The organism is Panacagrimonas perspica, from assembly GCF_004364935.1.
In the GTDB taxonomy this organism is placed as follows: Bacteria; Pseudomonadota; Gammaproteobacteria; order Nevskiales; family Nevskiaceae; genus Panacagrimonas; species Panacagrimonas perspica.
The window spans coordinates 862649-886966 of sequence record NZ_SOBT01000009.1 but is presented as its reverse complement, the minus strand read 5'-3'; the positions used below and the strand labels follow the sequence as shown (position 1 = coordinate 886966).

Sequence of the window (24318 nt, the reverse complement as noted above, 5' to 3'; positions counted from 1 at the left end):
GCCACAAACAAAAACGGCCGGGCAATGCCCGGCCGTCTTCACGCCTGCCGCCGATTACTTCTTCGGCGCTTCGGCCTTCTTCACTTCGATCAGCTCGACTTCGAAGATCAGCGTCTGGTTGGGGCCGATCTTCACGCCCGCGCCGCGCTCGCCGTAGCCGAGCTTCGACGGGATGAAGAACTGGTACTTGGCGCCCGGCTTCATCAGCTGTACGCCCTCGGTCCAGCCCTCGATGACATTGCCGAGCGGGAACGTGACCGGCTGGCCGCGTGCAATCGAGCTGTCGAATTCCTCTCCGTTGATCAGCGTGCCCTTGTAGTGGACGGTGACCTCGTCGGCGGCGGTCGGCGACGTGCCGGAGCCCTCGGTCAGGACCTTGTACTGCAGGCCGCTGGCGGTGGTCTTCACACCTTCCTTGGTGGCGTTCTCGGCGAGGAACTTCTCGCCTTCGGCCAGCGCCTTTGCGGCGGCTTCCTCACGCTGCTTCACCTGTTCCTCCTGCATCGTCTTGGACACGGTCGCCTTGACCGCTTCACGCGCCGCGTCGTCGAGCTTGAGCGTGGCGCCGGAGCTGACGTCGTCGAGGCCCTGCTTGAGAGAGGCAACATCCACGTGTGCGGCAACCGGCTTGAGCGAATTCCCCAAGTCGACACCGATGGAGTAGCCGAACTTCTGCGCATCAGTGGTCAGCTCGACCGGCTTGGGAGCCTCTTCCTTCTTGGCGCACGCGAACAGCAGACCTGCGCAGGCGCTGAGAGCCAGGAGGCGGAAAGTCTTGGACATGAGAATTCCTGTTTTCGGGGGAGCCGGCCGGGGCCGGAGTACGGGTAAACCGCGAAGATTATAGCGAAGGCGGCTGAACGGACCCCATCACGGGGGCGGTCGGCCGACGGGAAATCAGCTGCAGCAGGGTCTGGCGGGAGTCGTCGGACAGCAGCTCCAGCGATCGCTCGGCGATCTTCAGGATCCGCTCGTCCATGACCAGCTTCTGGTCCTCGCCGATGCTGACCAGGCCCACGTCGATCAGCGTGTCGAGATAGCCGCGGAACAGGGTCTTGTCGAAGAACTCCGGCGAGTCCCTGCCGGTCAGCACCGCCATGCGCTCGGCGAGCAGGCGGCAATCCTCCTCGAAGCGGCCGCGCGCGATGCTGGCCTGGCTGCGGTGCTGATGGGCGAGCAGCCAGGTCGTCATGCAGTAGCGCTCGAGCGTCTCGCCCATGACCCGGCCGAGCATCGACAGGATCGAAAACTCGCGGGCGGTGACGTCCGGACGCACCAGCCAGCCGTCCTCGCGCCGCGCCAGCAGGCCCAGATTCAGCATCACGCCCACGGTCTCGCGGGCCGCGTCCTCGGCTTCGGCCGCCTCCCAGCGCACGAAGAATTCCGTGCGCAGGAACGGGTAGAGCGCACGGCAACCGGTGATGACCAGTTCCTCGGGCAGCGCACCGCGGGTGCGGAAGAAGTTCGCGATCAGGCTGGGCAGCGCAAAAAGGTGCTGCAGGTTGTTGCGCGCGTACGTGAGCAGAACGGCGTCGCGGTCGGACAGTGCGTACAAATCTCCCCAGGGATGAGGGACGGTCACCGCGCGCACGATCGGTATGGCCCACTCGACCGCCGCCTTGGGCGAGGCCTCGGGGATGGCGAAGGTGTCGCTGTAGGGCCGCCCCTTCAGCAGCCAGATCAGGTGCCCGACCTGTTCGATCAGCTCGGCCTGCGACACGGCGCGCTCGGGGCTGGCCAGCAAGGCCAGCGCCGTCAGCCCGACCGGGTTGGCCACGGCGGCCGCGTTGATACGCCGGTGGTTGGCCAGCGCCAGCCGCTGCACGAACGGCTTGAACGAAGTAGGGGCCTTGTCCGGCGAGTTCTGCAGCTGCTCGCGCCAGTCCGGCAGGTGCTTGTCCGCATAGTCCTGCAACAGCAGCGGCTCGCCGAAATTGATCTGCACCTTGCCGAACGACTTGGTCAGCAGCTTGCCCGCCTTGAGCAGGTCGCCCGCCGACTCCTTCTTCTTGGCGCCGCCGCGCAGTTCCTTGAAGTAGCTGCCCAGCTCCCAGACCTTGTCGTACCCGATGTAGACCGGGACGAGGGCGACCTTGCGCGTGGTCTGGCGCAGCGCACTTTCCACGACCATGCCGAGCATGCCGGTCTTGGGCGGCAACAGGCGACCGGTGCGGCTGCGCGTTCCTTCCGGGTAGTAGCTGATGGAATAACCGCGCGCGATCAGGCTGTCGACGTAGGCGCGAAACACCGCCGTGTAGAGCCGATCGCCCGAGAAGCTGCGGCGGATGTAGAACGCGCCCGCCCGGCGCAGCAGCGCGCCCACCGGCCAGAAATTGAGGTTCACGCCGGCTGCGATATGCGGGGGCACGAGTCCCGCCTGGTACAGCACGTAGCTCACCAGCAGATAGTCCGCGTGCGACCGGTGCGACGGCAGATAGACCATTTCATGGTTCTGCGCCCACTCACGCAGGCGCTCCATGCCGTGCACCTGCACGCCCCGGAACACGCGATTCCAGACGTACCGGAACACGATTTCGAGGAATCGCACCGTGGCCGACGAATAGTTGGCCGCGATCTCGTCCGCACACTTGCGCGCCCTGCGCGTGGCCTCGTCGAGCGTGATCTTGGAATCGCGGGCCTCCTGCTCGATGGCCGCTTTCACCGCGTGCGAGGCCATGAGCTGATCCATGACCACGCGGCGCGTCTGCAGCTGCGGTCCGAGCGCCGCGGTGCGGGCACGCAGGAAATACAGGTGCAGCAGCCGTCCCAGCTTGTTGACCGCCAGTTCCGGCGACGACTCCTTGCTGACGAACTCGCGGAACTGCAGCGGCTCGGCAAAATTCGCGTACACGTTGCGGCTGTTCACCAGCATGATGAACAGCTTGCGCACCATGCCCGCCTGCACGCTGTCGGCGAACAGCAGCTTCCACAGCGAGGTTTCCTGCCCGGGATCGCGGCCCCAGTAGACCGACACCGGCACCACCTGCGCGTCGAAATTCGGATCCGCCGCCGCCGCCTCGATCACGCCCGACAGTTCGGTCTGGCGGATGCGCGTTTCCAGGAAGGCGGGCAGGTACAGGGCGCCAGGCCGATCGGCGCTCGGGAAACTCGTGCCGGTACGTCGCGGAGCGGGCAGGCCCAGATCGCGGCAGATGCGATCGAGCACGAACAGATCACCCCAGGAACGGGTCGGCAACAGGTAGACGACCGGACGCTTCGGATCGAGCGCGAGCTTCTCGCGCAGCGCCTCCGGCATGATCCGATAGTGGATCGCGGCGTTGAGGGGCCGAAACAGCCACCACGCAATCCAGTAGAAAGCGGTGTACAGCACGCTCATCGCGAGGCGACTCTCCCTACGTTGTGCGCCTTCAGTTGTGGCGTCTGAAGGTCGAGTGTAAAAGAATTCAGCCTCCGGACTCTCCCGCCGACATGCCCGAAATTCCCGCCGACGCCGCCCGGGCCCGTGTGACGCGCGCCCGTATGGAGAAACTCGCGTGGCTGCTCGACGGGGCGGTCCCCGTCCCCGGCACGAAGTTTCGTTTCGGACTGGACTCGATCATCGGCCTGATCCCCGGGATCGGCGACGCCATCGGCCTGCTGCTGGGCGCGGCGATCCTCTACGAGAGCGTGCGCGTGGGCGTTCCGCGCGGGACGATCGCGAAGATGGTCGGCAACTCGGTGGCCGATACGCTCGGCGGGCTCGTGCCCGTGGTCGGTGACCTGTTCGATTTCGCGTTCAAGTCGAACAAGCGCAACGCAGCGCTGCTGATGTCGCACCTGGATACCGTCGATGCCCGCCCCGCGACGGTGCCGGCGCGCCGCGGGTCGCGCCTGCTGGCCATCCTGCTCGTCGTGGTGTTCTTCGGAGCGGCCATCGGTGTGTTGTGGTGGGCGACATCACGAATCATCGGCTATCTGAGCCCATGAGCGCGCCAATGCCGACCCATCGAAAGGTCTTTCTGTGGGCCAGCCTGATTCCACTGGCGTTCCTCGTCTTCCAGGTCGGCATGCGGGTGTGGCTGCTGAAGGCCGGCGACGAGGTGGTAGGCGTGGTCACGGTGGCCAACGACAGCTGCAGGACGAAGAACCGCGCCAACTGCTTCCTCGGTCGCGCGGTCGTCGATCCGAAGATGGACACGCACAAGTTCAAGACCACGAAGATCCCCGGCGGCCGTTTCTACGACGTCGGCGAAGAACTGCCGATGCGCATCTACCCGGCGCAACGTCTGTACCTCGCGCAGGTCTACGACGTCACCAGCTGGATCCTCGGGCCCGCGCGCACGGCGCTGATCCTGTTGCTGCTGCTGCTCGCCGCCGCGATGCCGGCTGCGCGAAAGGTGTTCTGGATCGTTCCGTGCGTGCTGGTGGCGTTCCTGTTTCTCGGCTGAGCGCGTCCGAGGCCAGCGGGCCGCGCAAACCTGATTGACGTGCCTTCCGCATCCGGGGCATGGTCGGACCGACGCGCGTTTTCAACATCTTTTCGATCGACGACATGACCGAGCGAACCTGGGCAGGCCATCCGCGCGGACTCGCGACGCTGTTCTTCACCGAAATGTGGGAACGCTTCTCCTACTACGGCATGCGCGCGATCCTCGTGCTCGCGATGGTCGCTGCCGTCGACGGCAGCAATCCGGGCCTGGGCCTGACGACCGAAGGGGCAACCGCGATCTACGGCCTCTACACGGCGTCGGTTTATCTCGCCTCGCTACCTGGGGGCTGGATCGCCGATCGCCTGATCGGTCAGCGCAACGCCGTGTTCTGGGGCGGCGCCATCATCGCCAGCGGCCATTTCTGCATGGCCGCCAACACGCACGTGTCGTTCTATGTGGGCCTGATCCTGATCGCGCTCGGCACCGGCCTGCTGAAGCCCAACGTCAGCGCGATGGTCGGCGAGCTGTACGGACCCGAGGCCGGCGCCCGCCGCGACGCCGGATATTCGATTTTCTACATGGGCATCAACACCGGCGCGTTCGTCGGCCAGCTCATCTGCGGATACCTGGGCGAGAAGGTCGGCTGGCACTGGGGCTTCGGCGCGGCCGGCGTCTTCATGGTGCTGGGCTTGATCCAGTACAAGCTGTACGGCACGCACCTGGGCGAGATCGGCCTGCGTCCGGTCACGACGGGCGATGCCGCACGCGATGCCACCGTCCAGCACCGCGGCTGGCTGATCGTCGGCGTGTTCCTCGCGGGCCTTGCCGCGGTGACGGCGGCGACGCTGACCGGCGCGCTGACACTCGACGCCGTGCGGCTGGCGCAGGGCACCGGCATCTTCATCGTCGCCGTCGCGGCCTCGTACTTCGGCTACGTCATCTTCTTCGGCGGGCTGGACGCCGACGAGAAGAAGCGCGTGGCGGTGATCGCCGTCTTCTTCGTTTCGGCCGCGATGTTCTGGAGCGGCTTCGAGCAGGCGGGATCGAGCTTCAACCTGTTCGCGCAGGATCACACCGATCGCGTGATCTTTGGCTGGGAGGCACCTGCCTCGTGGCTGCAATCGATCAACCCGATGTTCATCATCCTGCTCGCGCCGTTCTTCGCGGCACTGTGGGTGAATCTGGGCCGTCGCGGACTCAATCCATCGACGCCGTTCAAGTTCGCGATCGGCCTGATCCAGATGGGCATCGGCTTCCTGGTGCTGTACTTCGCTTCGCTGTTCGTCGTGCAGGGCGAGAAGGTGGCACCGACCTGGCTGATGCTCACGTACCTGTTTCACACCACCGGTGAGCTGTGCCTGTCGCCGGTGGGCCTCGCGGCGGTGAACAAGCTGTCGCCCAAGCGTTACCAGGGGCAGATGTTCGGCACCTGGTTCACGGCGTCCGCACTCGGGCACCTGATTGCGGGGCTGGTGGCCGGGCACCTCGCCGACGATGCCAATGTCGCCGACATGCCCGATCGCTTCCTGTTCGTGTGCATGACCACGGCCGGCGCGGGCCTGATCCTGTTGATGTTCGTCGGGCCGATCAAGCGGCTCATGGGAGACAACAAGCCATGATGAAATCTTCGTTCGCCATCGCCACCGGCGTCGGCCTGCTGTTCCTGGCCGCGTGCAACGGTCCGAAGGAAAGTGCCGACGCTGCGGCGGCGCCAGCCCCCGTGCCGGCCGCAGCCGCCAAGCCCGGCACCACGGCAGCGGATGCCGACGCGCTCGTGGCCGAAGTCGACAAGTACGCCGTCGACAACGCCGCGCGCCTCGGCGCCGCGTTCTGGATCGCGCAGACCTACATCACCGACGACGCGCAGCTGCTGGCGGCCAACGCCACCGAGGAACAGCTCGAATTCCAGTCGGCGAAAGCCGAGGAGGCCAAGCGCTTCAACGATACGCCGGGCCTGTCGCCGGAAACCGCGCGCGCGCTGACCCTGATCAAGCTGGGCCCGACGATGCCTGCGCCGTCCGATCCGGCCAAGCGCAAGGAACTGGCCGCGATCGCCGCGAAAATGGACGCCAACTACGGCGCCGGCCAGTGGTGTCGTCCGAATGCCGCGGGGCAGGAGGAGTGCCTCAAGCTGCAGCAGATCGAGAAGATCGTCGACAACGTCGAGCTGAAGAACACGCCCGCGCAGATCGAGGCGGCGTGGAACGGCTGGCACCAGACCTCGCGCCCGATCCGCAAGGACTACCAGCGCTTCACCGAACTGATGAACGAGGGCGCCAGCCAGCTCGGCTTCAAGGACACCGGCGAACTCTGGCGCGGCGGCTACGACATGAGCCCGGCGGAGTTCGATGCAGAAGTCGAGCGCCTGTGGGGGCAGGTCAAGCCGATGTACGACGATCTGCACTGCCTGGTGCGCGACAAGCTCAACAAGAAATACGGCGACGCCGTGGTGCCCAAGGACGGGCTGATTCCGGCGCACCTGCTCGGCAACATGTGGGCGCAGCAGTGGAGCAATCTGTATCCGCTGCTCGAACCCTATCCGGGCCAGGACAGCCTCGACGTGTCGAGCGCGCTCAAGGCGCAGCGCGATGCCGAGTACAAGACGCTGCTCGCTGCGTTCAAGGGCAAGCCCACGCCGTCGGACATCGCGGAGCTGGAGCACAAGGCCGATGCCGCGCAGGCGGTGAAGATGGCCAAGGTCGCCGAGGACTTCTACGTCTCGCTCGGCTTTCCCAAACTACCCGAGTCGTTCTGGGCCAAGTCCCTGCTGGTGCAGCCACGCGATCGCGACGTCGTCTGCCACGCCAGTGCCTGGGACATGAATCTCAAGGGTGACGTGCGCATCAAGCAGTGCATCGAGCCCGACGAAGAAGAGCTGACGACGATCCATCACGAGCTCGGCCATATCTACTACTACCTGTCGTACAACCACCTGCGACCGGTGTTCCAGAGCGGCGCGCACGACGGCTTCCACGAGGCCATCGGCGACACCATCACGTTGAGCCTGACGCCGGAGCATCTGAAGAAGATCGGGCTGGTGAAGAGCGTGCAGAAGAACGACAAGGCCACGATCAATTCGCAGATGAAGCTGGCGCTGGACAAGATCGTGTTTCTGCCCTGGGGCAAGCTCGTCGACCAGTGGCGCTGGAAGGTCTTCAGCGGCCAGATCAAGCCCGAGGATTACAACGCCGGCTGGTGGAAGCTGCGTGAGCAGTACCAGGGCGTCTCGCCTCCCAACGCGCGCAGCGAGGACGATTTCGATCCGGGCGCGAAGTACCACATTCCCGGCAACACGCCGTACACGCGCTACTTCCTGTCGTTCGTGCTGCAGTTCCAGTTCCAGAAAGCCCTTTGCGATGCCTCCGGCTTCAAGGGTCCGCTCAGCGAATGCGACGTCTACGGCAACGCTGAAGCCGGCAAGCGTTTCATCGAGATGCTCGCGCTCGGATCCTCGCAGCCCTGGCCCGACACGCTGGAGAAGCTCACCGGCACGCGCAAGATGGATGCGTCGGCGATCATCGAATACTTCACCCCGCTGATCGCCTACATGAAGGAGCAGAACCAGGGGAAGAGCTGCGGATGGAAGGTGCCGGAAGACGCGCCGGCCGCTGCGGCAGCGGCCCCGGCGACCTGAGTCCGAACGGATCGAACCGCAGACGGTCGCCGTTCGTGACCGTGCTGCGGGACGCCACCGGCGAGGAATATCGTCAGACCCGCCGACGTACCGATCCAAGCGCTCCCGCTTGGATGATTCCGTCGCGCCACCTAAAGTGGCTCGCATGACGTCCTGCCACAGCCGGTGCCCCTGCCATGCGTGAAGCCTCCGCCATCCGTTACGGCAACGTCGCCATCTCCTTGCACTGGCTGATCGCCCTGCTGATCTTCTTCGGCTGGGCGATGGGCGTGTACATGGTCGACCTCAAGCTGTCACCGGACAAGCTGAAGCTGTATTCCTGGCACAAGTGGATCGGCATCAGCGTGCTGCTGCTGGCCTGCCTGCGCGTTGCATGGCGCGCCACGCACGCCGCACCGCCACCGAATCCCGCACATCCGGCCTGGCAGCGGACGGCGGCGAGCCTGGCGCACCTGCTGTTGTACCTGTTGATGTTCGCGATCCCGATCAGCGGCTGGATGTTCAGCTCCGCGTCGGGCTATTCCGTCAAATATTTCGGCGTCATTCCTCTGCCCGACCTTATCGGCAAGGACAAGGCGCTGGCCGAAACTCTCGAAGCGGTACACGGTCTGTTGGCCTGGGCCCTGGCCTTGATCGTCGTCGTGCACATCGGCGGCGCCTTGCAACATTTCATCTTTCATCGCGACGACACCGTGGCCCGCATGCTGCCTTGGGCGCGTCGCAGGAGTTCCACGTGAAGCGTTTCCTGTCGTTCACCCTGCTGGCAGTCAGCACCGCGCTGTTCGCCGCCGCTTCGAGCCCCGTCGATGCCGGCAAGAGCAGGATCACCGCGACGTTCACGCAGATGGGTGTGGGCGTCGACGGCGCGTTCAAGAAGTTCACCGGCAGCGTCACCTACGACGCGGCCAACGTCGCCGGCTCGTCGGCCGAGCTGAGCGTCGATACCTCGAGCTTCGATATCGGCGATGAGGACTACAACGCCGAGGTCCGCAAGAAGGAATGGTTCGACAGCAAGGCGTTCCCTTCCGCGACCTTCAAGTCCACGTCGATCAAGCCGCTCGGAGCCGACCGCTTCGAGGCGACCGGCACGCTGACGATGAAGGGCAAGTCGGTGACCGTGAAGGCGCCAGTCTCCGTGAAGACCGAAGGCAGCAACCGCCGCTTCGAGGGCGAAGTGCCGGTTTCCCGCGCCGCGTTCGCCATGGGCGACAAGGAATGGAATGAAGTGCTGGAGGACAAGGTCCTCGTGAAGTTCGTGATCGTCGCACCGGCGGGTTGATCCGCTGACGGATCAGCTGCCTTCTCAATCATCGTCTCAACCGGAGTTTCTTCTCATGCGTCTGTCCCTCTTCGTCGCCGCCGCTCTCGCCGCCGGTGTTGCCGTTCCCGCGCTTGCGGCCCCCGTGAACTACACGATCGAGCCCGGCCACACCTATCCGAGCTTCAAGGCGGCGCACATGGGCATCTCGTTCTGGCGCGGCAAGTTCAACAAGTCGAGCGGCAAGGTCACGCTGGACCGCGAAGGCAAGACCGGCACCGTCGACATCACCATCGATGCAGCCAGCGTGGACTTCGGTCACGACAAGATGAACGAGCATGCGATGAACGAGGACTTCTTCAACGTCGGCAAGTACCCGACGATCACCTACAAGGGCACGATCAAGTTCGAGAAGGGCGAGCCCGATGAAGTGGACGGCCAGCTCACGCTGCTCGGCGTCACCAAGCCGGTGAAGCTCGACATCGAGAGCTTCAAATGCATCCAGCACCCGTTCTACAAGAAGGAAGTCTGTGGCGCGGATGCAGAGGGTGAATTCAATCGTGCCGACTTCGGCATGACCAAGGCCGCCGATGGCGAGCTGGGCAAGGTCAAGATCCAGATCCAGGTCGAGGCGCTGCGCGACTCGTAATCGGTCGCCTCCGTCGAACCGTCGCACGCTGGCAGCGCGAACCTGCACTGCTGGCGTGTGACGCCGGAAGGCTTGGTTCCGGCGGCCGATGCTGATGCCATCCGGACATCCGCGAAGCACCATGTCGTTGGTCGGCGCCGTCCTCTTCGCGCCCCCACGCAGTGGAGCGTGGCTTATCCGCCGACGGGCACGCCGACCTGAGGCCGGCGCATCGACGCCGCCTGCTCAGAGATCGTCCATCCCCAGTTCCTGGATCTTGCGCGTCAGCGTGTTGCGACCCCAACCCAGACGTCGCGCTGCTTCCTGGCGCTGACCCTTCGTTGCGTTGAGCGCGGACTGGATCAGCGTGCGCTCGAACACCGGCATGGCCTCGTCGAGCAGGGCACTGCGACCCGCGGCGAACTCGCCGTCGGCCCAGGCTCGCAGCGTCTGGAACCAGGATTCGTCCCGCGTCGCGGCTTGCGACGGCACCGAGGGCATCGACGACGAAACTGGCGCGAAGGCTTCGGCCGCCGACAGAACGGACGGCCGCACGATCGGCGCAGTAGTGGGCGTCGGCGCTGCGTCGGCGATCGGAGCTGATTCAACCGCGGCCGCCGCGTGAACGGCACGCGGCGCGACCTCCCGCAGTTCCGGCGGCAGATCGTTGAGATGGACGTCCTGTCCCGGCGCCATCACGGTCAGCCAGCGACACACGTTCTCGAGCTGACGCACGTTGCCGGGCCACGCGAACGCCTGGAGGCGCTCCATGACTTCGGGCGTCACGCGCTTGGTTTCAGACTGCAGCTCCTTGGCGGCGGATACCAGGAAGTGACGCATCAGCAGCGGGATGTCTTCCGCACGCTCGGCAAGGCTCGGAATGCGGACGCGGATGACATTGAGCCGGTGGTAGAGATCCTCGCGGAAGCGCCCTTCCTTCACCAGCGTCTCGAGATCCTGGTGAGTGGCCGCGATCACGCGCACATCGACCTTCACCGGGGCGACACCGCCGACGCGGTAGAACTCGCCGTTCTGCAGCACGCGCAGCAGGCGCGTCTGCAGGTCGGCCGGCATGTCGCCGATTTCGTCGAGAAACAGCGTGCCGCCATCGGTCTGTTCGAAGCGGCCCTTGCGCTGCGTCTGCGCGCCGGTGAACGCGCCGCGCTCGTGACCGAAGAATTCCGACTCCATCAGATCCTTCGGAATCGCCGCGGTGTTCACCGCGATGAACGGCTTGGAGACGCGCGGCGAGTTCACGTGCAGCGCGCGCGCGACGAGTTCCTTTCCGGTTCCGGATTCGCCGGTGATCATCACCGTGATCTGCGATTGCGACAGGCGGCCGATCGCGCGAAACACATCCTGCATCGCCGGCGCCTCGCCGATGATCGCGGTCGAGCCTAGCTCCGGCAGCGGTTCGGGTTCCACGCGACGTGCGGCGGCGCGCCGCACGAGTTCGGCCACCGCATCGACGTCGAAAGGCTTGGGCAGGTACTCGAACGCGCCGCCCTTGTAGCTGGCGACCGCCGCGTCGAGGTCGGAGTGCGCGGTCATCACGATCACCGGCAGACCGGGCTTCTCGTGACGCACGCGTTCCATCAGTTCCAGGCCCGAGACGCCGGGCATGCGGATATCGGTGATCAGGACATCGGGCGTGTCTTCCGACAGCGCGTCGAACAATTCGGCCGCGCCTTCGAAGGTCTGCACCTTCATGCCGGCGCGCATCAGCGACTTCTGCATCACCCAGCGGATCGACTCATCGTCGTCCACGACCCAGATTTCCAATGCCTTGCTCATGTCGTTGTCTGCGTCGTCCGTCAGGCTGCTTCCCCGTTCAGGGGTAGATACATGGAAAACACGGTGCAGCCGGGCCGCGAACGGCACTCGATGACGCCACCGTGTGCATGAATGAGGTATTGCGCCATCGGCAGGCCCAGGCCCGTGCCTTCGGCGCGGGTGGTCACCATCGGATAGAAGATGCGATCGATCATCGACGGCGCGATGCCGGGTCCGGTGTCCTCGACATCGATCTGGATGACGAGGCGATAGCGGTTGCCGCCGATCGTGAATTGGCGTCGCGTGCGACTGCGCAGCGTCACGGCGCCTTCACCGCTGCCGCCGGCAATCGCCTGACCGGCGTTGCGCACGACGTTGAGCACGGCCTGGATCAACTGCTCGCGGTCGGCCACGATCTCCGGGATGCTGGGGTCGTAGTCGCGCAGGAAGTGGATATCGGAGGCGCCCTCGGCCTCGCACAACTGGCGCACGTGCTCCAGCACCTCGTGAATGTTCACGGGCGCCTTCTGCGGCATGCGGTTGGGACCGAGCATCCGGTTGACCAGATTCTGCAGCCGGTCGGCCTCGCGAATGATCACGCCGGTGTATTCACGCTGGCCGCTGTCCGGCAGTTCCTTCTCCAGCAACTGCGCCGCACCGCGGATACCGCCGAGCGGGTTCTTGATCTCGTGCGCCAGTCCGCGGATCAGTTCACGCGAGGCCTGATGTTGCGAGAGCAGCAACTCGTCGCGCGAGATGCGCAGGTGACGATCGAGCGACTGGCACTCCAGCAGCAGGCCGCTGCCCTTGCCGATCAGGATCGGCGTGACGGTGCAGTCCAGCGAGATCGATTCGCCGGCGCGGCGCAAATTCATCTCGCGCTCGATGAACCCGGTGCCGGAGTCGAGCGCGTCCTGCAGCCGCTTGGCGTGCGGCGTGAACGCCGGAATGGCCTGCGCCAGGGGTTCGCCCACCGCGTGCCGCCGTCCGACCTCGAAGAGGCTTTCTCCGGCGGAGTTGATGGAGGCGACGGCCAGCTTCGCGTCGAGGCAGATCACGGCCGTCGTCAGACCGTCGAGCACCACGTCGGAGGCCACGCGCGAGCGGGGCACGAATTTCATGAAGCCGAAATTGCAAAAGGCGCGCCACTCGCGCGTGGCGAAAGGCTACAGAAAGCACGTCCCGCACGCACCGTTATGGGGCGCCACGACGATTCTCTCCGATTTGGAGCGCCAGACCGGTGCGCGGCGCCCTGAAGGTGCAGCCCCGCTTTTCCTCAATACCGTCAGGGTGTTGGATTTCTTGGCCGCGGCGTCGGCCGGTTCGCTTCACGCTCTTCCTTGCGCTGCTGCGTGAGATGCACCGTCGGTGGCTTCATGTGGACGATAACGGGCGCCGCGCGGCCGATCTCCTTGCCCGAGGCGTTCACGGTCACGACGGTGACCATGTGTTCGCCGCGTTCGACCCCTTCGAGTGAATAGTTGAGGGCGCGGGTGGCCTTCGCGTTCTGCGCCGTGCCGTCGAGCATGTAGAGCAGGCCGTAGCCCTCCGGCAGCGGCTGGTTCATCCGCACGCTGACCGGCAGCACGCGGTCGTCGGTGCGGAACGTTTCATCCGGGGCCGGCGACACGATGCTGACGCTCAAAGGCGCCTCGCCGGTCATGTCGGTCCCTGACGAACCGGCGGAAGACGCGGGGGGAAACGCCGAGACGGACGATCCTCGAGGCGGCCCGACCACCTGGATCGGCGGGAGAACGACCGGCCTGGCGGTCTTGCTCGGGGCCTGGTCGGTGTAGTGGATCACACCGTTCGCATCGACCGTCTTGTACACGTCGGTGGCCACGGCCGGGCCGGCGAATGCGACCGCCACGCCGAACATCGCCAGCAACCGAAATAGAGCCATGGAAGCCGCCATCACGTTGACGTGTCGATGGTAGGGACCCCGTCTGCCCTGTCAACGTTCCTCAGACGCACGCCTCTTCGAGTTCCACCAGCGCCTCTTCGAGATGATCCAGTAGGCGCTGCACGCTGGGCAGGGTCCGCCGGCAGGCGATCAGCCCGAAGTCGACCTGATCGGCACGGCTGACCAGCGTGATGTTCAGGGCGATGCCATCCATGACCAGCGACACCGGATACAGGCCGTTGAGCTGGCAACCCTGCCAGAACATCGGTGTTCTCGGCCCCGGCACATGGGAGATGACGACGTTGATCGGCATCCGCTCCCAGTTGCCCGCCATGTTGAGCAGGCCCGGCGTCATCATGCCGAGCGCATAGGCCAGCAGCTCGGTCTGATTCATCGCCTGGAAGCGCTGCTTGTTGTAGTCCATCGACCCCTTGATCGCCTCGAAGCGCTTCACCGGGTCCGCCAGGTCGGTGGCCAGCGTCGCCAGCATGAAGGTGACGGCGTTGCCGGGTTCGGCATGCTCGCGGTCACGGTGCAGCGACACCGGCACGCCGGCGACGAGCGGCTTGTCGGGCAGGGCGCCGAGATCGGTGAGATACCGGCGCAACGCGCCGGCGCACATCGCCATGACCACGTCGTTGAGCGTGCCGCCGAGGGTCTTGCCGACGGCCCGCATGCGCGCCGTCGAATAGGACTGCGCGGCGAAGCGGCGCGAGGCCGTGATCTTCTGGTTGAGGATGCTGCGCGGCGCACGCAGCGCCGTGACCAGATCCGGATGCTGACTCCGTGCGTCGCGAAAGGTCTGCTGCAGTTCGCGCAGCACACGGGGCGCCGATATCGCCGCGGCCCGCAACCGGTCGACCTTGCGGATCGCCTCACGGAGCACGGGCGTCGGTCGATGGCCGCTGCCGATCTCCCAGGGCGGCGGCATGCCGGCGGAATGCAGCTCGTCGTCGGACATCGACTTCATGAACATGCGGATGCCGGACACGCCGTCGACGACGGAGTGATGGATCTTCATGTACGTGGCGATGCGCCCGTCCTCGAGACCCTCGATCAGATAGACGCGCCACAGCGGATAGGCGCGATCCAGATGCGCGCTGTGCACGCGCGAGACCATCGCCAGCAGCTCGCGGATGCGGCCGGGCTTGGGCAGCGCCATGTGCACGAAGTGATGGGCCAGATCGAAGTGGGGATCGTCCTCCCAGTAGAAAACGCCCAGGCGTGACAGCGGCCGGCGATCGAAGGGTGGGGCGACCGAGGTGGACTCGGCGAGTTCGGCCGCCAGCTTCGATGCGAAACCGGGCGGCGATCCGGCCGGCGGCGTGAACAGCGACAGCGCCCCCACGTGCAGCGGCTGGTGGCGTCGTTCGAGCAACAGGAAGGCAACATCGGTGGGCGATAGTCGGCGCATCGCGTCTCTCTCCGTGCACCCGTCGTGGCCGGCGCGTCTGTGGCGCCGTGTCGCGATGAGTCTATCCGCTTCCCGGCCCGCGCCGGTTTCGCGTCGTGGCCCGTTAAACTTCGCTGATGACTCCTGACGAAATCCTGCTCGAAGGCGCGCCGAACTTCCGCGACTTCGGTGGCTACACCACCGACGATGGCCGCCGCGTACGTCGCCGCCGCCTCTACCGCTCCGAACTGCTGCTCGACCTGAAGGAGCGCGATCTCGCCACCCTGGCGGGTCTCGACATCGGTCTGGTCTGTGACCTGCGCAGCCCGGGCGAACGTCACCGGCTCTCCAATGAATGGCCGGCCGATCGTCCGTACGAGTTGCTGGCGCTGGACCTGGGGGGGAGCCTGTCCGCGGTTCAGCCGGACAAATGGAGCCGCAAGCTCGCCGATCCCACGTTCGACGCGGTGCGCGCGCAGGACGCGCTGGCGGACAACTACCGGCGCATGCCGGCGAGCTACGCCGGCGACCTGCGTGCGCTGTTCGACCGGCTGACCCGCGCCGATGCGAAGGCCGTGCTGGTGCACTGCGCAGCCGGCAAGGACCGCACGGGTTTCGTGTCGGCGATGCTGCTCACGGCGCTGGGCGTGCCTCGCGACACGATCATGCAGGACTATCTCGCCACGCAGGGACGCTACAGCTTCGAGCGCCTCATCAGTACGCGGCTGCGTCTGGTGCTGCACGTCGAGAAGCTGCCGGAACACGCGAACGATGCATTGCGCGTACTGGCCTCGGTGCGGCGTGAATTCCTCGAAGCCGCCTACGAGACCTTGAGCAAGGACTATGGCGGTGCAGAGCGCTATCTGGAAGACATCTGCGAACTGACCCCGGCACGTCGCGGCGCCTTGCACGCGGCGCTGCTCGAATCCTGAGACCTTCGACGCCGCGCATGGTCCCGCGACCTGCCCGCGCCACGAAGCTGCAACGCGTGCGCGGCACGCCGCGGCCGACGATCGAGCAACGCCTGCTGGTGGCGATGGAAAGCCTGCTGGAGAAGGGCAACACCTTCGGCTCGCTGACGGTCGAACAGCTCGCCGCCGAGGCCGGCATGGCGCGTGCCACGTTCTACCTGCACTTTCGCGACAAGGGCGAACTCGTGCTGCGGCTGATGGGCCAGCTCACCGACGAGATCATCGGCAGCGCCGGCGTCTGGTTCGAGAATGCCGAGAGTGCGGATCGTCGTGATATCGAACGCGCGCTGCGCGGTATCGTCGGTACGTTCAAGAAGCACCACGCGATCGTCGCGGCGATCAACGACACCGCGCCGTACGACCCGGCCGTCGCGCAGCTCTATCGCGACATGATGGACAAGCTCTGCACGGCCAGCCGCCGCGCGATCGCCACCGTCAAGCGCCAGGGCAAGGCACACGAAGAGGCGACACCGGACGTCGGCACGATCCTGACCTGGGCCGTGGACCTGTACTGCGCCCGCTTCATTGGCAACCACGAAGGCGCGGAGCTGGATCGCCTCGTGAAATCGCTGGCGCATATCTGCGCGAGTGCGATCTTCGCGCCGGAGGCGGCGCCCGCCGCGAAGACGAAGACCCGTCGACGCACCTCGCCACCGTAGCCCGGGTGCAACCCGGGAGCGTTTACTTTCAACGAGAAGAGGCCCCGGGTTTCACCCGGGCTACGCAAAGCGTCAGGGCAGCAACACCGCCTTCACGCACTCGCCACGGTGCTGCGCCGCGATGGCCTCGTTGATCTGCGCGAGCGACCAGGTCTTCACCAGCCGGTCGAGCGGAAACCGCCCTGCCTGGAACAGGCCCACGAGCTCCGGGATCAGCGACTGCGGATCCGCGTCGCCTTCGACGATGCCCTGCACGCGATGCCCGGCGAGCACCAGCGCCGTGAGGTTCAGCGTGATCGAGGACTCCGGCTTGGCCGCCGCCACCACGCCGCAGACGCCATGCGGTGCAAGGCAGGTGAGCGCCGCCTCGATCACCGACGGGATGCCGGTATTGTCGAACAGGTAATCGGTGCCCTGCGGCAGCACCGCGCGCAACAGCGCCGCGAGATCGCCGGCCGCAGGATCCACGGTGTGCGTGGCGCCCAGTTCCATCGCCAGCGCCCGACGGGCCGCGTGCGGCTCCACGAGCACGATCTGCGCACAGCCCTGCACGACGGCGCCCATCACCGCGGCCAGGCCCACCGCACCGCCGCCGCAGATCACGATCGACGAACCCGCACGCGCCGCCAGCGCGCGCATCACGCTGCCCGCTCCGGTCTGGAAGCCGCAACCCAGCGGTCCGAGCAGTTCGAGCGGCGCCGCCGGGTCCACCTTCACGACGTTGCGTGCGCGTGCGATCGCATACGTCGCGAACGAGGACTGCCCGAAGAAATGACCGGAGACGCGTTCGCCCTCGTGGCTCAGGCAGGAGCTGCCGTCGCCTCGCGCGCCGCCGAAGTTCAGCGGGATGAACTGGTGGCAGTAGCAGGGCTCCGCGTGCCGGCAGCGGGCGCATTCGCCGCACGACAGGAAACTGAGCACCACGTGATCGCCCACTTTCAGGTCTCGCACGTCACGGCCCACCGCCTCGACCACCCCGCTGCCCTCGTGGCCGAACACGGCCGGCAGCGGAACGGGAATGGCCTGGTCCCGTGCGATCAGGTCGGTGTGGCACAAGCCGGCGCCGACGATGCGGACCCGCACCTCGTCTTCGCGCGGCGCCTCGATCTGCAGGTGCTCGATCGTGAACGGACCGCCCGCCTGGCGCGCCACTGCTGCCGTGATCTCCATGCTCCCCCCATCCTTATGTCGGGGCCCTTCTTCGGGCCGTTCGCCAATAATAGACACAGTGTCTATTTTGCGGCTAGCGTAGGGATCGCTCCGACAGAGAGCGCGCAAACGACAGGAGACCGTGCATGGACCCCATCAATCAAAGACCCCTGGCCCCGGTGCGGCTCGGCGATGCAACCCATTACGAGAATGGGTTTCCGCACGAGCTGTACACCGAGCTGCGCCGCACGATGCCCGTGTGCTGGAGCGAGGAAGAGAACGGCCCCGGCTTCTGGTCGCTGCTGCGTCACGACGACATCTCCGCGGCCGCGAAGAATCCGGCGGTCTTCTCGTCGGCCACGGAGAACGGCGGACACCGCCTGTTCGACGAGCAGGCCGCGGGTGTCGCGGGCTCAGGCTCCGAGAGCCCGATCGGCATTCCGTTCATTTCGCGCGATCCACCCAAGCACGTGCAGCAGCGACTGGCGCTGATGCCGGCGGTGGCGCCGGTGCGCTTGGTCGAGATGGAGGCGCGCATTCGTGCGCGCATCACGCGGCTGTTCGAGGCCGTTTCCGCCGGCACAGCGTTCGACGTCGTGAAGACGCTGTCCGCGCCGATCCCGATCCAGACGCTGGCCGAGCTGTTCGAAGCGCCTCCGGGATCCGAGACCAAGCTGGTCGAGTGGACCAACGCGCTGATCGGCGAGGACGACCCCGAGTTCCGCAAATCACCCGAGTACATGGGACAGGTCATCGGCGAACTGATGGCCTTCGGCGCCGAGCTGCGCGCCGCGCGCCTGGACAGCGGTGGCGCCGACATCATCCGGCTCATCAGCCGCGAGAAGGACGGCAGCCTCGTTCCGCTGAAGGATTTCTTCGCGAACATCATTCTCGTGCTGGTCGGCGGCAACGAGACCACGCGCAACTCGATCTCGGGAGGCCTGCTCGCATTCACGCAGCATCCGGAGCAGTGGAAGAAGCTGGTGTCGAACCGCACGCTGATTCCGTCCGCCGTCAACGAGATCGTGCGCTGGGTGTCGCCGGTGATGCACATGCGCCGCACCGTGATGCAGGACGTCGAGATCCGCGGGCAGAAGATCGCGAAGGGCTCGAAGGTGCTGTTCTGGTATCCGTCCGCCAACCGCGATGAGGACACCTGGGGAAATCCGTTCGACTTCGACGTGACCCGCCCGGTGCAGCGTCATCTGGGCTTCGGCGTCGGCCAGCACGTGTGCATCGGCAGCCGCCTGGCCGAGATGCAGATCCGCGTCTTCCTCGAAGAATTGCTGAACCGTTACCAGACGCTGGAGCTCACCGGCCCGGTGCCGCGTATCCGCTCCAACTTCATTCACGGCATCAAGTCGCTGCCGATGCGCTTCGGCGTCGCCGCGTAGCCCGGGTGCAACCCGGGGCTTCTCCCACGACATAGAGAGAAAAGATCCCGGGTTTCACCCGGGCTACGGTTTGCGTCAACGTCGTAGCGCATCACCATTCGTCACGCTCAACACCGAGATCATCACGATGCACATCGCCGTCCACGCCCAGGAACGCCCGAACGATCCCGCCGTCACGATGAGCGACGGCCGCTCGCTGAGCTTCCGCCAGCTCGATCACGCGAGCCTCGTGCTGGCCAACCGCTTCCACGAGCTGGGTCTGCGCAGCGGCGACGTCATCGCGGTGCTGATGGAGAATCGGCCCGAGTACTACGTCGCCACCTGGGCCGCGCAGCGCATGGGCCTGTACTACGTGCCGATCAACTGGCACCTGAAGGCCGACGAGGTCGCCTACATCACCGCGGATTCGGAAGCGGTGGTGATGGTCACCTCGGCGCAGCACCGCGAGACCGCAGCGCGCGCCTGCGCGGGCAGCCGCTGCGCGCGAACGGTCAATGTCGACGACGCCGACTGGGACATCGTGCGCGCGGCCATCGCGTCACCGACGACGCCAGCCACTCAGCACGCGCCGGCCGAAGGGCAGGTGATGTTCTATTCGTCGGGCACCACCGGCAAACCCAAGGGCATCAAGCGTGCGCTCGACGGCCGCCCGTTCGGCACTTCGGCGGCGCTCGACAAGTTCCTGTCTGCGTTCTACGGCATCGGTGCGCAGAGCGTGTACCTGTCGCCGGCGCCGCTGTACCACGCCGCGCCGCTGGGCTGGACGATGGCGATCCAGCGCGCCGGTGGCGCGATCGTCTGCATGACGCAGTTCGATGCACTCGAGTCGCTGCGCCTGATCCAGCAGCACCGCATCACGCACGCGCAGTTCGTGCCGACGATGTTCGTGCGCATGCTCAAGCTGCCCACGGACCAGCGTCTCGCATTCGACGTATCGAGCCTGAAGATGGCCGTGCACGCCGCCGCACCCTGCCCGCCAGACGTCAAGCGCGCGATGTTCGAATGGTGGGGACCGATCATCCACGAGTACTACGGCGGCAGCGAGGTCAACGGCCTGTGCGCGGTGGGACCGCAGGACTGGTTCACGCACCCGGGCACGGTCGGCAAGGCAGCGCTCGGCGTGGCGCACATCTGCGACGACGAAGGCAATGAGCTGCCCGTCGGCGAGACCGGCGCGGTCTACTTCTCCGGCATGCCGGCGTTCGAGTACTTCAAGGATCCCGAGAAGACGCGCTCGGCCCACAACGCGCAGGGCTGGAGCACGCTCGGCGACATCGGCCACATGGATGCGGACGGGTATGTGTACCTGACGGACCGCAAGGCCTTCATGATCATTTCCGGCGGCGTGAACGTGTACCCGCAGGAAGTGGAGAACGTGCTGATCGGCCATCCCGCCGTGATGGACGTGGCGGTGATCGGCGTGCCGCACCCGGAGCTGGGCGAAGAAGTGCTGGCTGCCGTGCAGTTGCGCGACGCGAGCCTGGCGAGCGACGCCCTCAAGGCGGAACTCATCGCGTTCTGCCGCGAACAGATCGCACACTTCAAGTGCCCGCGCCGGGTGGAGTTCGACAACGACCTGCCGCGCCTGCCCAACGGCAAGCTGCTCAAGCGCCTGATCAAGACCCGCTACACGGCGGCCTGAGGCCGGGCATCCGTTATCGCATCGACAGGATTCCGCGCTGCATCGCGATCTGCGCGGCGTGGGTCCTGCGCTGCGCGCCCAGCTTCCCGTAGATGTTCTTGAGGTGGAACTTGACGCAATCGACGCTGATGAACAGGACGGCGGCGATCTGCGGATTGGAGTGACCCTGGACCAGCGCGGCGAGCACCTGCCGCTCGCGCTCCGTCAGGTCCTGGATGAACGGCGCGCCGGCACGCAGCGTCCGCGAATTCGTCGCGTCGTCGTCGATGCGGCCTTCCGCGTACACCGTGCCCGGTCGGCCGCAGATCGCGTCGGACGCATGCGGCGGCGCGCGAAAACCGGGAGGCTTCGGCGCCAGGCAGAAGACATGACGGTTGCGGGATCGCGCTTGCCGGACGCTCATCGTGATGGCCTTGTGAAGAGCGAGCGGTTCTAGGCGCGCTGCCAGTCGACGGCCTGCTCGAACGCATGCGCCGCGCGGTAGAGCGTGCACTCTTCCCAGTGCTTGCCCACCAGCATCAGGCCGATCGGCAGGTCGTCGCGGACCGCGCAGGGGATCGAGATCGCCGGATGGCCGGTGACGTTGAAGGGCGCGGTATTCGGGATCGACTCGAAGGCCCGGGCACACACCTCGGCAATCCCCGCATCCGGCGCCGGAATGCGGCGGGCCTTCATCGGCACCGTCGGCATCAGCAGCACATCGACGCGCGACAGCGCCTCGTCGTATACCCGCTGCAGGCGCCGCGACAGGTTCTGCGCGCGCGCGTAGTGCTGGCCGCGATACTTGTCGAGCACGTACTGCCCGAACAGCAAGGTCGCCTTCACTGAATCGGAGAAGTCGTCGGCGCGCGTGCGCCACGCGTCGTGGGCCTGCATCAGGCTCGGCACGTACAGGCCCTTCCAGTTGAAGCCGAAACCGTTGCCGTGAAGCATCTGCACGGTGCCGCCTTCGTGCGCGATGGCGGACCAGATCGCGGGGGCGGCGAGGTGCAGCGGAATCGAGATTTCCTCTACTTCCGCACCGATGCCCTGATAGAGCGATGCGGCGGCACGCACGGCGGCGTCGACATCCTCTTCGGACAACGCGTGTCCGAAACCTTCGCGCAGCACGCCGATTCGCAGGCCTTTCACGCCCTGGCCGAGCGCCGCGGTGTAGGCCTGCGTGCGCACGCCGCCCTGGCGCGGATCGAGATCATCGCCACCGGCCAGCACTTCGAGCAGCAGCGCGCTGTCGGCGACGTTCGACGTGATCGGGCCGAGGTGATCGATCGTCGCTTCGATCGGCATCGCGCCGGTGTAGGGGACCAGCCCGTGTGTTCCCTTCATGCCGACGGTGCCGCTGAAGGCCGACGGGATGCGGATCGATCCGCCCTGGTCGCCGCCGATCGCCATGTCGACGACGCCGGACGCCACCAATGTTGCGCTGCCCGAGGACGAGCCGCCGGACATGTGTCCCGCCTTGCGTGCGTTGATCACCGGACCGAGCGCGGAGGTGTGGCTGCCGCCGGAGAAACACAGGTACTCGCAATGCGACTTGCCGAGGATCGTGCCGCCTGCGTCGAGGATGCGCGTGACCACCGTGGCATCCACGTCGGGCACATAGCCCTGCAATGTGGACGCGCCATTCATCATCGGGACGCCGGCGACGCAGACGTTGTCCTTCACGGCGAAGGTTTTGCCCTTCAGCCGCCCTTGCGCGGCGCCGTGGATCGTCGTCCTGTAGTACCAGGCGTTGTGCGGATTCTCCGCGGCCGGTGGCTGATACCCGGGCGTGCGCGGATAGCGCACGAGCGGAAGTTCATCGCCGAGGGATTCGAGCAACTGGTAGCCCGCCGTCGATCCTTCCATGACCGCGAGGTATTGCTCGAGCTGTTCGGGTGTCACCTGAATCTTCAGCGACGCCGCGATGGCGAGGATTTCCGATGCCGTTGGCTTTTTCATTGTCTGGACACACAGCACGTCGCGGATCGCTCGTCGCGATCCGTGACACATCGAATAGAGAAGCCGGCGGCGCGCGCCGCCGGCAAGGAGGAAAACCTATTGCCCCAGCCGCGCGATCGCGGAGGACGTCAGGAACTTGTTGTAGACATCGACGCCGCCGGTCTGGAACGTCGTCTTGTAGCCGCCGGCTACTTCCTTGGCGTGCAGCAGGATGCTCATGCGGTTGGACTGGATGTCGTGGCTGTGCACGTGCAGCCATGACCAGTCGGGGCGACCCTTCTCATCGTTGAGTACCGCGTTGCCGTTCTTGAACTGGCCGCTGCCGAGTTCGAACTGCTTCCAGATCTCGCCACGACGATCCGTCGTGATGGTCGACATGAAGTGGCAGTTGCGTGCATCGATCCACACCCGCTTCTTGCTCACCGGCGCACGCGGATAACCGGTGGGCTCGGCTTCGAGGACGATCGCCTCGGGCACCAGCGAGAAGTAGCTGTCGAGGAAGGTCTTGCCCTTGGGTCCGCCATGGAACGGGCGATGCCATTTCGCATCGGCGCCGTTCCAGTTGCGATTGCTGACCGCGCCGAGGAAGGGCTTGCGTTCGACGATCTTGTAGTTGCCCCACGTGAGCATCGGATCGCCGGCGGCCCAGGCGTCGGACAGGAAGAACGTGATGCCCGGCACCAGCGGCTCGAAGCGCTGGTTGGTAGGGAACTGGCGCACGCGCTTGAACGCCGGGAAGTATCCGTACAGATCCGGGAACTTGCGCTGGTCGTAGTACCAGATGGACAGGAACGAGGATCCCTTGATGTCGTTGGGCCCGGTGAAGAAGACCGTCTGCAGGCGCAGCTTGTCGCTCATGCCGTTGAAGACGGTGCCGTCACCGCGCGCCGTGGTGTTGAGTTCGCACCAGACGAAATCCTGGCTGTAGGCCACTTCGCCCTGCGGATTCAGACTCCACGCCGGGATCGCGTACTGCGAGTAGTCGTGCTTGCCCCAGGCCAGCGTCATGTCGGCAATCATCTGGTTGCCGTCCTTCGGATCGGTGAACGGCAGGCCGCCGATCCACGGGCTGCCGACTTTTCCGTCCGTCCACACGTTGCCATCCGGGCCGAACGCGGCACGTCCGCGATTGCGCAGCGTGACATCGAGGTAGTCGTGGTTGAACAGCGTCGTAACGTCCTTGGTGGACTCGACGATGTTCAGCCGGCGGCCCTGTTCCTTGACCTGGCGATAACAGATCGGTTCGAGCAGATCCTTCACGATGTCGACGTTGTCCGCCGTCACCACATCGCCCGGCTTGATGCGGCCCTTGGTGTACATCTCGATGGACAGCAGCTCATCGGGATAGGCCTTGCTGATGTCGTCAGCCGAGTGGGCGATGGTGCTCCACAACGGGGCGAGCACACCGGCGCCCGCACCGGTGGCGACCTTCTCCATGAAGGCGCGCCGGCTGTAATCGAAGTCGTATTTTCGGATTCGCATGTGAGATTCCCTGGTGCGTGGGGCGGCCCGATGGCCGTTTGCCCTGCGGAGTTCCGGGAAAGTGAATCCGGCTGCGAATCGCGGTCGTTCGATGGAATCCGACCGGTGCCGATGCAGGGAA

21 protein-coding genes are annotated in these 24318 nt (G+C 65.9%); 11 read left to right on the top strand and 10 right to left on the bottom strand.

All coding sequences use genetic code 11. From position 1 onward, the window contains the following. Positions 1-54: 54 nt before the first annotated feature. Both DFR24_RS15520 and plsB read right to left on the bottom strand, forming a co-directional pair. Positions 55-783 carry an FKBP-type peptidyl-prolyl cis-trans isomerase gene (locus tag DFR24_RS15520; protein ID WP_133882295.1) on the bottom strand — a complete coding sequence of 243 codons (729 nt, stop codon included), beginning with the start codon at positions 781-783 and terminating at the stop codon, positions 55-57. A gap of 58 nt (positions 784-841) precedes the next feature. Continuing rightward, a complete protein-coding gene (gene plsB / locus DFR24_RS15515; RefSeq protein WP_246051670.1) occupies positions 842-3337 on the bottom strand; it encodes a glycerol-3-phosphate 1-O-acyltransferase PlsB in 2496 nt (831 codons plus the stop codon). Between the two features lie 92 nt (positions 3338-3429). On the opposite strand from plsB, the gene DFR24_RS15510 reads away from it, so the two are divergent. The 7 genes from DFR24_RS15510 (at position 3430) to DFR24_RS15480 (ending at position 9911) form a co-directional block, all read left to right on the top strand. Continuing rightward, positions 3430-3927 (top strand): DUF4112 domain-containing protein, encoded by a 498-nt coding sequence (locus DFR24_RS15510; RefSeq protein WP_133882294.1) that lies wholly within the window; start codon positions 3430-3432, stop codon positions 3925-3927. An 8-nt stretch (positions 3928-3935) separates the two neighbouring features. Beyond that, positions 3936-4388 (top strand): hypothetical protein, encoded by a 453-nt coding sequence (locus DFR24_RS15505; protein WP_133882293.1) that lies wholly within the window; start codon positions 3936-3938, stop codon positions 4386-4388. Between the two features lie 104 nt (positions 4389-4492). Beyond that, positions 4493-5989, top strand: a complete 1497-nt coding sequence (locus DFR24_RS15500; RefSeq protein ID WP_133882292.1) for a peptide MFS transporter — start codon at positions 4493-4495, stop codon at positions 5987-5989. Further along, positions 5986-8004, top strand: a complete 2019-nt coding sequence (locus tag DFR24_RS15495) for a M2 family metallopeptidase (RefSeq protein WP_133882291.1) — start codon at positions 5986-5988, stop codon at positions 8002-8004. Before DFR24_RS15500 ends, DFR24_RS15495 begins: the two co-directional genes overlap by 4 nt. 176 nt (positions 8005-8180) lie before the next feature. Continuing rightward, positions 8181-8741, top strand: coding sequence for a cytochrome b (locus DFR24_RS15490; RefSeq protein WP_210772525.1), 561 nt, complete (start codon positions 8181-8183; stop codon positions 8739-8741). Continuing rightward, positions 8738-9283, top strand: a complete 546-nt coding sequence (locus DFR24_RS15485) for a YceI family protein (RefSeq protein ID WP_210772526.1) — start codon at positions 8738-8740, stop codon at positions 9281-9283. Before DFR24_RS15490 ends, DFR24_RS15485 begins: the two co-directional genes overlap by 4 nt. A 55-nt stretch (positions 9284-9338) precedes the next feature. Beyond that, complete coding sequence (locus DFR24_RS15480; RefSeq protein WP_133882290.1) at positions 9339-9911, top strand: YceI family protein; 573 nt, start codon at positions 9339-9341, stop codon at positions 9909-9911. A 225-nt stretch (positions 9912-10136) separates the two neighbouring features. Here the strand turns inward: DFR24_RS15480 and ntrC are convergent, their stop codons facing one another. The 4 genes from ntrC to DFR24_RS15460 form a co-directional block, all read right to left on the bottom strand. Beyond that, complete coding sequence (gene ntrC / locus DFR24_RS15475) at positions 10137-11684, bottom strand: nitrogen regulation protein NR(I) (RefSeq protein WP_133882289.1); 1548 nt, start codon at positions 11682-11684, stop codon at positions 10137-10139. A gap of 20 nt (positions 11685-11704) precedes the next feature. After that, on the bottom strand, positions 11705-12784 hold the full coding sequence (gene glnL, locus DFR24_RS15470; protein WP_133882288.1) for a nitrogen regulation protein NR(II): 1080 nt from the start codon (positions 12782-12784) through the stop codon (positions 11705-11707). A gap of 164 nt (positions 12785-12948) precedes the next feature. Continuing rightward, complete coding sequence (locus DFR24_RS15465) at positions 12949-13566, bottom strand: DUF4124 domain-containing protein (RefSeq protein ID WP_162851240.1); 618 nt, start codon at positions 13564-13566, stop codon at positions 12949-12951. A 61-nt stretch (positions 13567-13627) separates the two neighbouring features. Beyond that, positions 13628-14980 carry a WS/DGAT/MGAT family O-acyltransferase gene (locus DFR24_RS15460; RefSeq protein WP_133882286.1) on the bottom strand — a complete coding sequence of 451 codons (1353 nt, stop codon included), beginning with the start codon at positions 14978-14980 and terminating at the stop codon, positions 13628-13630. Between the two features lie 116 nt (positions 14981-15096). Between DFR24_RS15460 and DFR24_RS15455 the strand changes: the two genes are divergently transcribed. Both DFR24_RS15455 and DFR24_RS15450 read left to right on the top strand, forming a co-directional pair. Then, positions 15097-15891, top strand: a complete 795-nt coding sequence (locus DFR24_RS15455; RefSeq protein ID WP_133882285.1) for a tyrosine-protein phosphatase — start codon at positions 15097-15099, stop codon at positions 15889-15891. Positions 15892-15908: 17 nt separating this feature from the next. Next, entirely contained in the window at positions 15909-16589 is a 681-nt protein-coding gene (locus DFR24_RS15450; RefSeq protein WP_133882284.1) for a TetR/AcrR family transcriptional regulator, read from the top strand. A 72-nt stretch (positions 16590-16661) separates the two neighbouring features. Here the strand turns inward: DFR24_RS15450 and DFR24_RS15445 are convergent, their stop codons facing one another. Continuing rightward, positions 16662-17759 carry an NAD(P)-dependent alcohol dehydrogenase gene (locus tag DFR24_RS15445; protein ID WP_133882283.1) on the bottom strand — a complete coding sequence of 366 codons (1098 nt, stop codon included), beginning with the start codon at positions 17757-17759 and terminating at the stop codon, positions 16662-16664. A gap of 125 nt (positions 17760-17884) precedes the next feature. On the opposite strand from DFR24_RS15445, the gene DFR24_RS15440 reads away from it, so the two are divergent. Together DFR24_RS15440 and DFR24_RS15435 are read left to right on the top strand one after the other, a co-directional pair. After that, entirely contained in the window at positions 17885-19132 is a 1248-nt protein-coding gene (locus DFR24_RS15440; protein WP_133882282.1) for a cytochrome P450, read from the top strand. Between the two features lie 127 nt (positions 19133-19259). Next, positions 19260-20774, top strand: coding sequence for an acyl-CoA synthetase (locus DFR24_RS15435; protein WP_133882281.1), 1515 nt, complete (start codon positions 19260-19262; stop codon positions 20772-20774). 13 nt (positions 20775-20787) lie between these two features. Here the strand turns inward: DFR24_RS15435 and DFR24_RS15430 are convergent, their stop codons facing one another. The 3 genes from DFR24_RS15430 to DFR24_RS15420 form a co-directional block, all read right to left on the bottom strand. Continuing rightward, the gene (locus DFR24_RS15430; protein WP_133882280.1) at positions 20788-21177 is read right to left on the bottom strand and encodes a helix-turn-helix transcriptional regulator; all 390 of its coding nucleotides are present in this window, start codon (positions 21175-21177) and stop codon (positions 20788-20790) included. Positions 21178-21206: 29 nt separating this feature from the next. Then, a complete protein-coding gene (locus tag DFR24_RS15425) occupies positions 21207-22715 on the bottom strand; it encodes an amidase (RefSeq protein WP_133882279.1) in 1509 nt (502 codons plus the stop codon). Between the two features lie 96 nt (positions 22716-22811). After that, the gene (locus DFR24_RS15420; protein ID WP_133882278.1) at positions 22812-24197 is read right to left on the bottom strand and encodes a DUF1329 domain-containing protein; all 1386 of its coding nucleotides are present in this window, start codon (positions 24195-24197) and stop codon (positions 22812-22814) included. Positions 24198-24318: the final 121 nt, after the last annotated feature.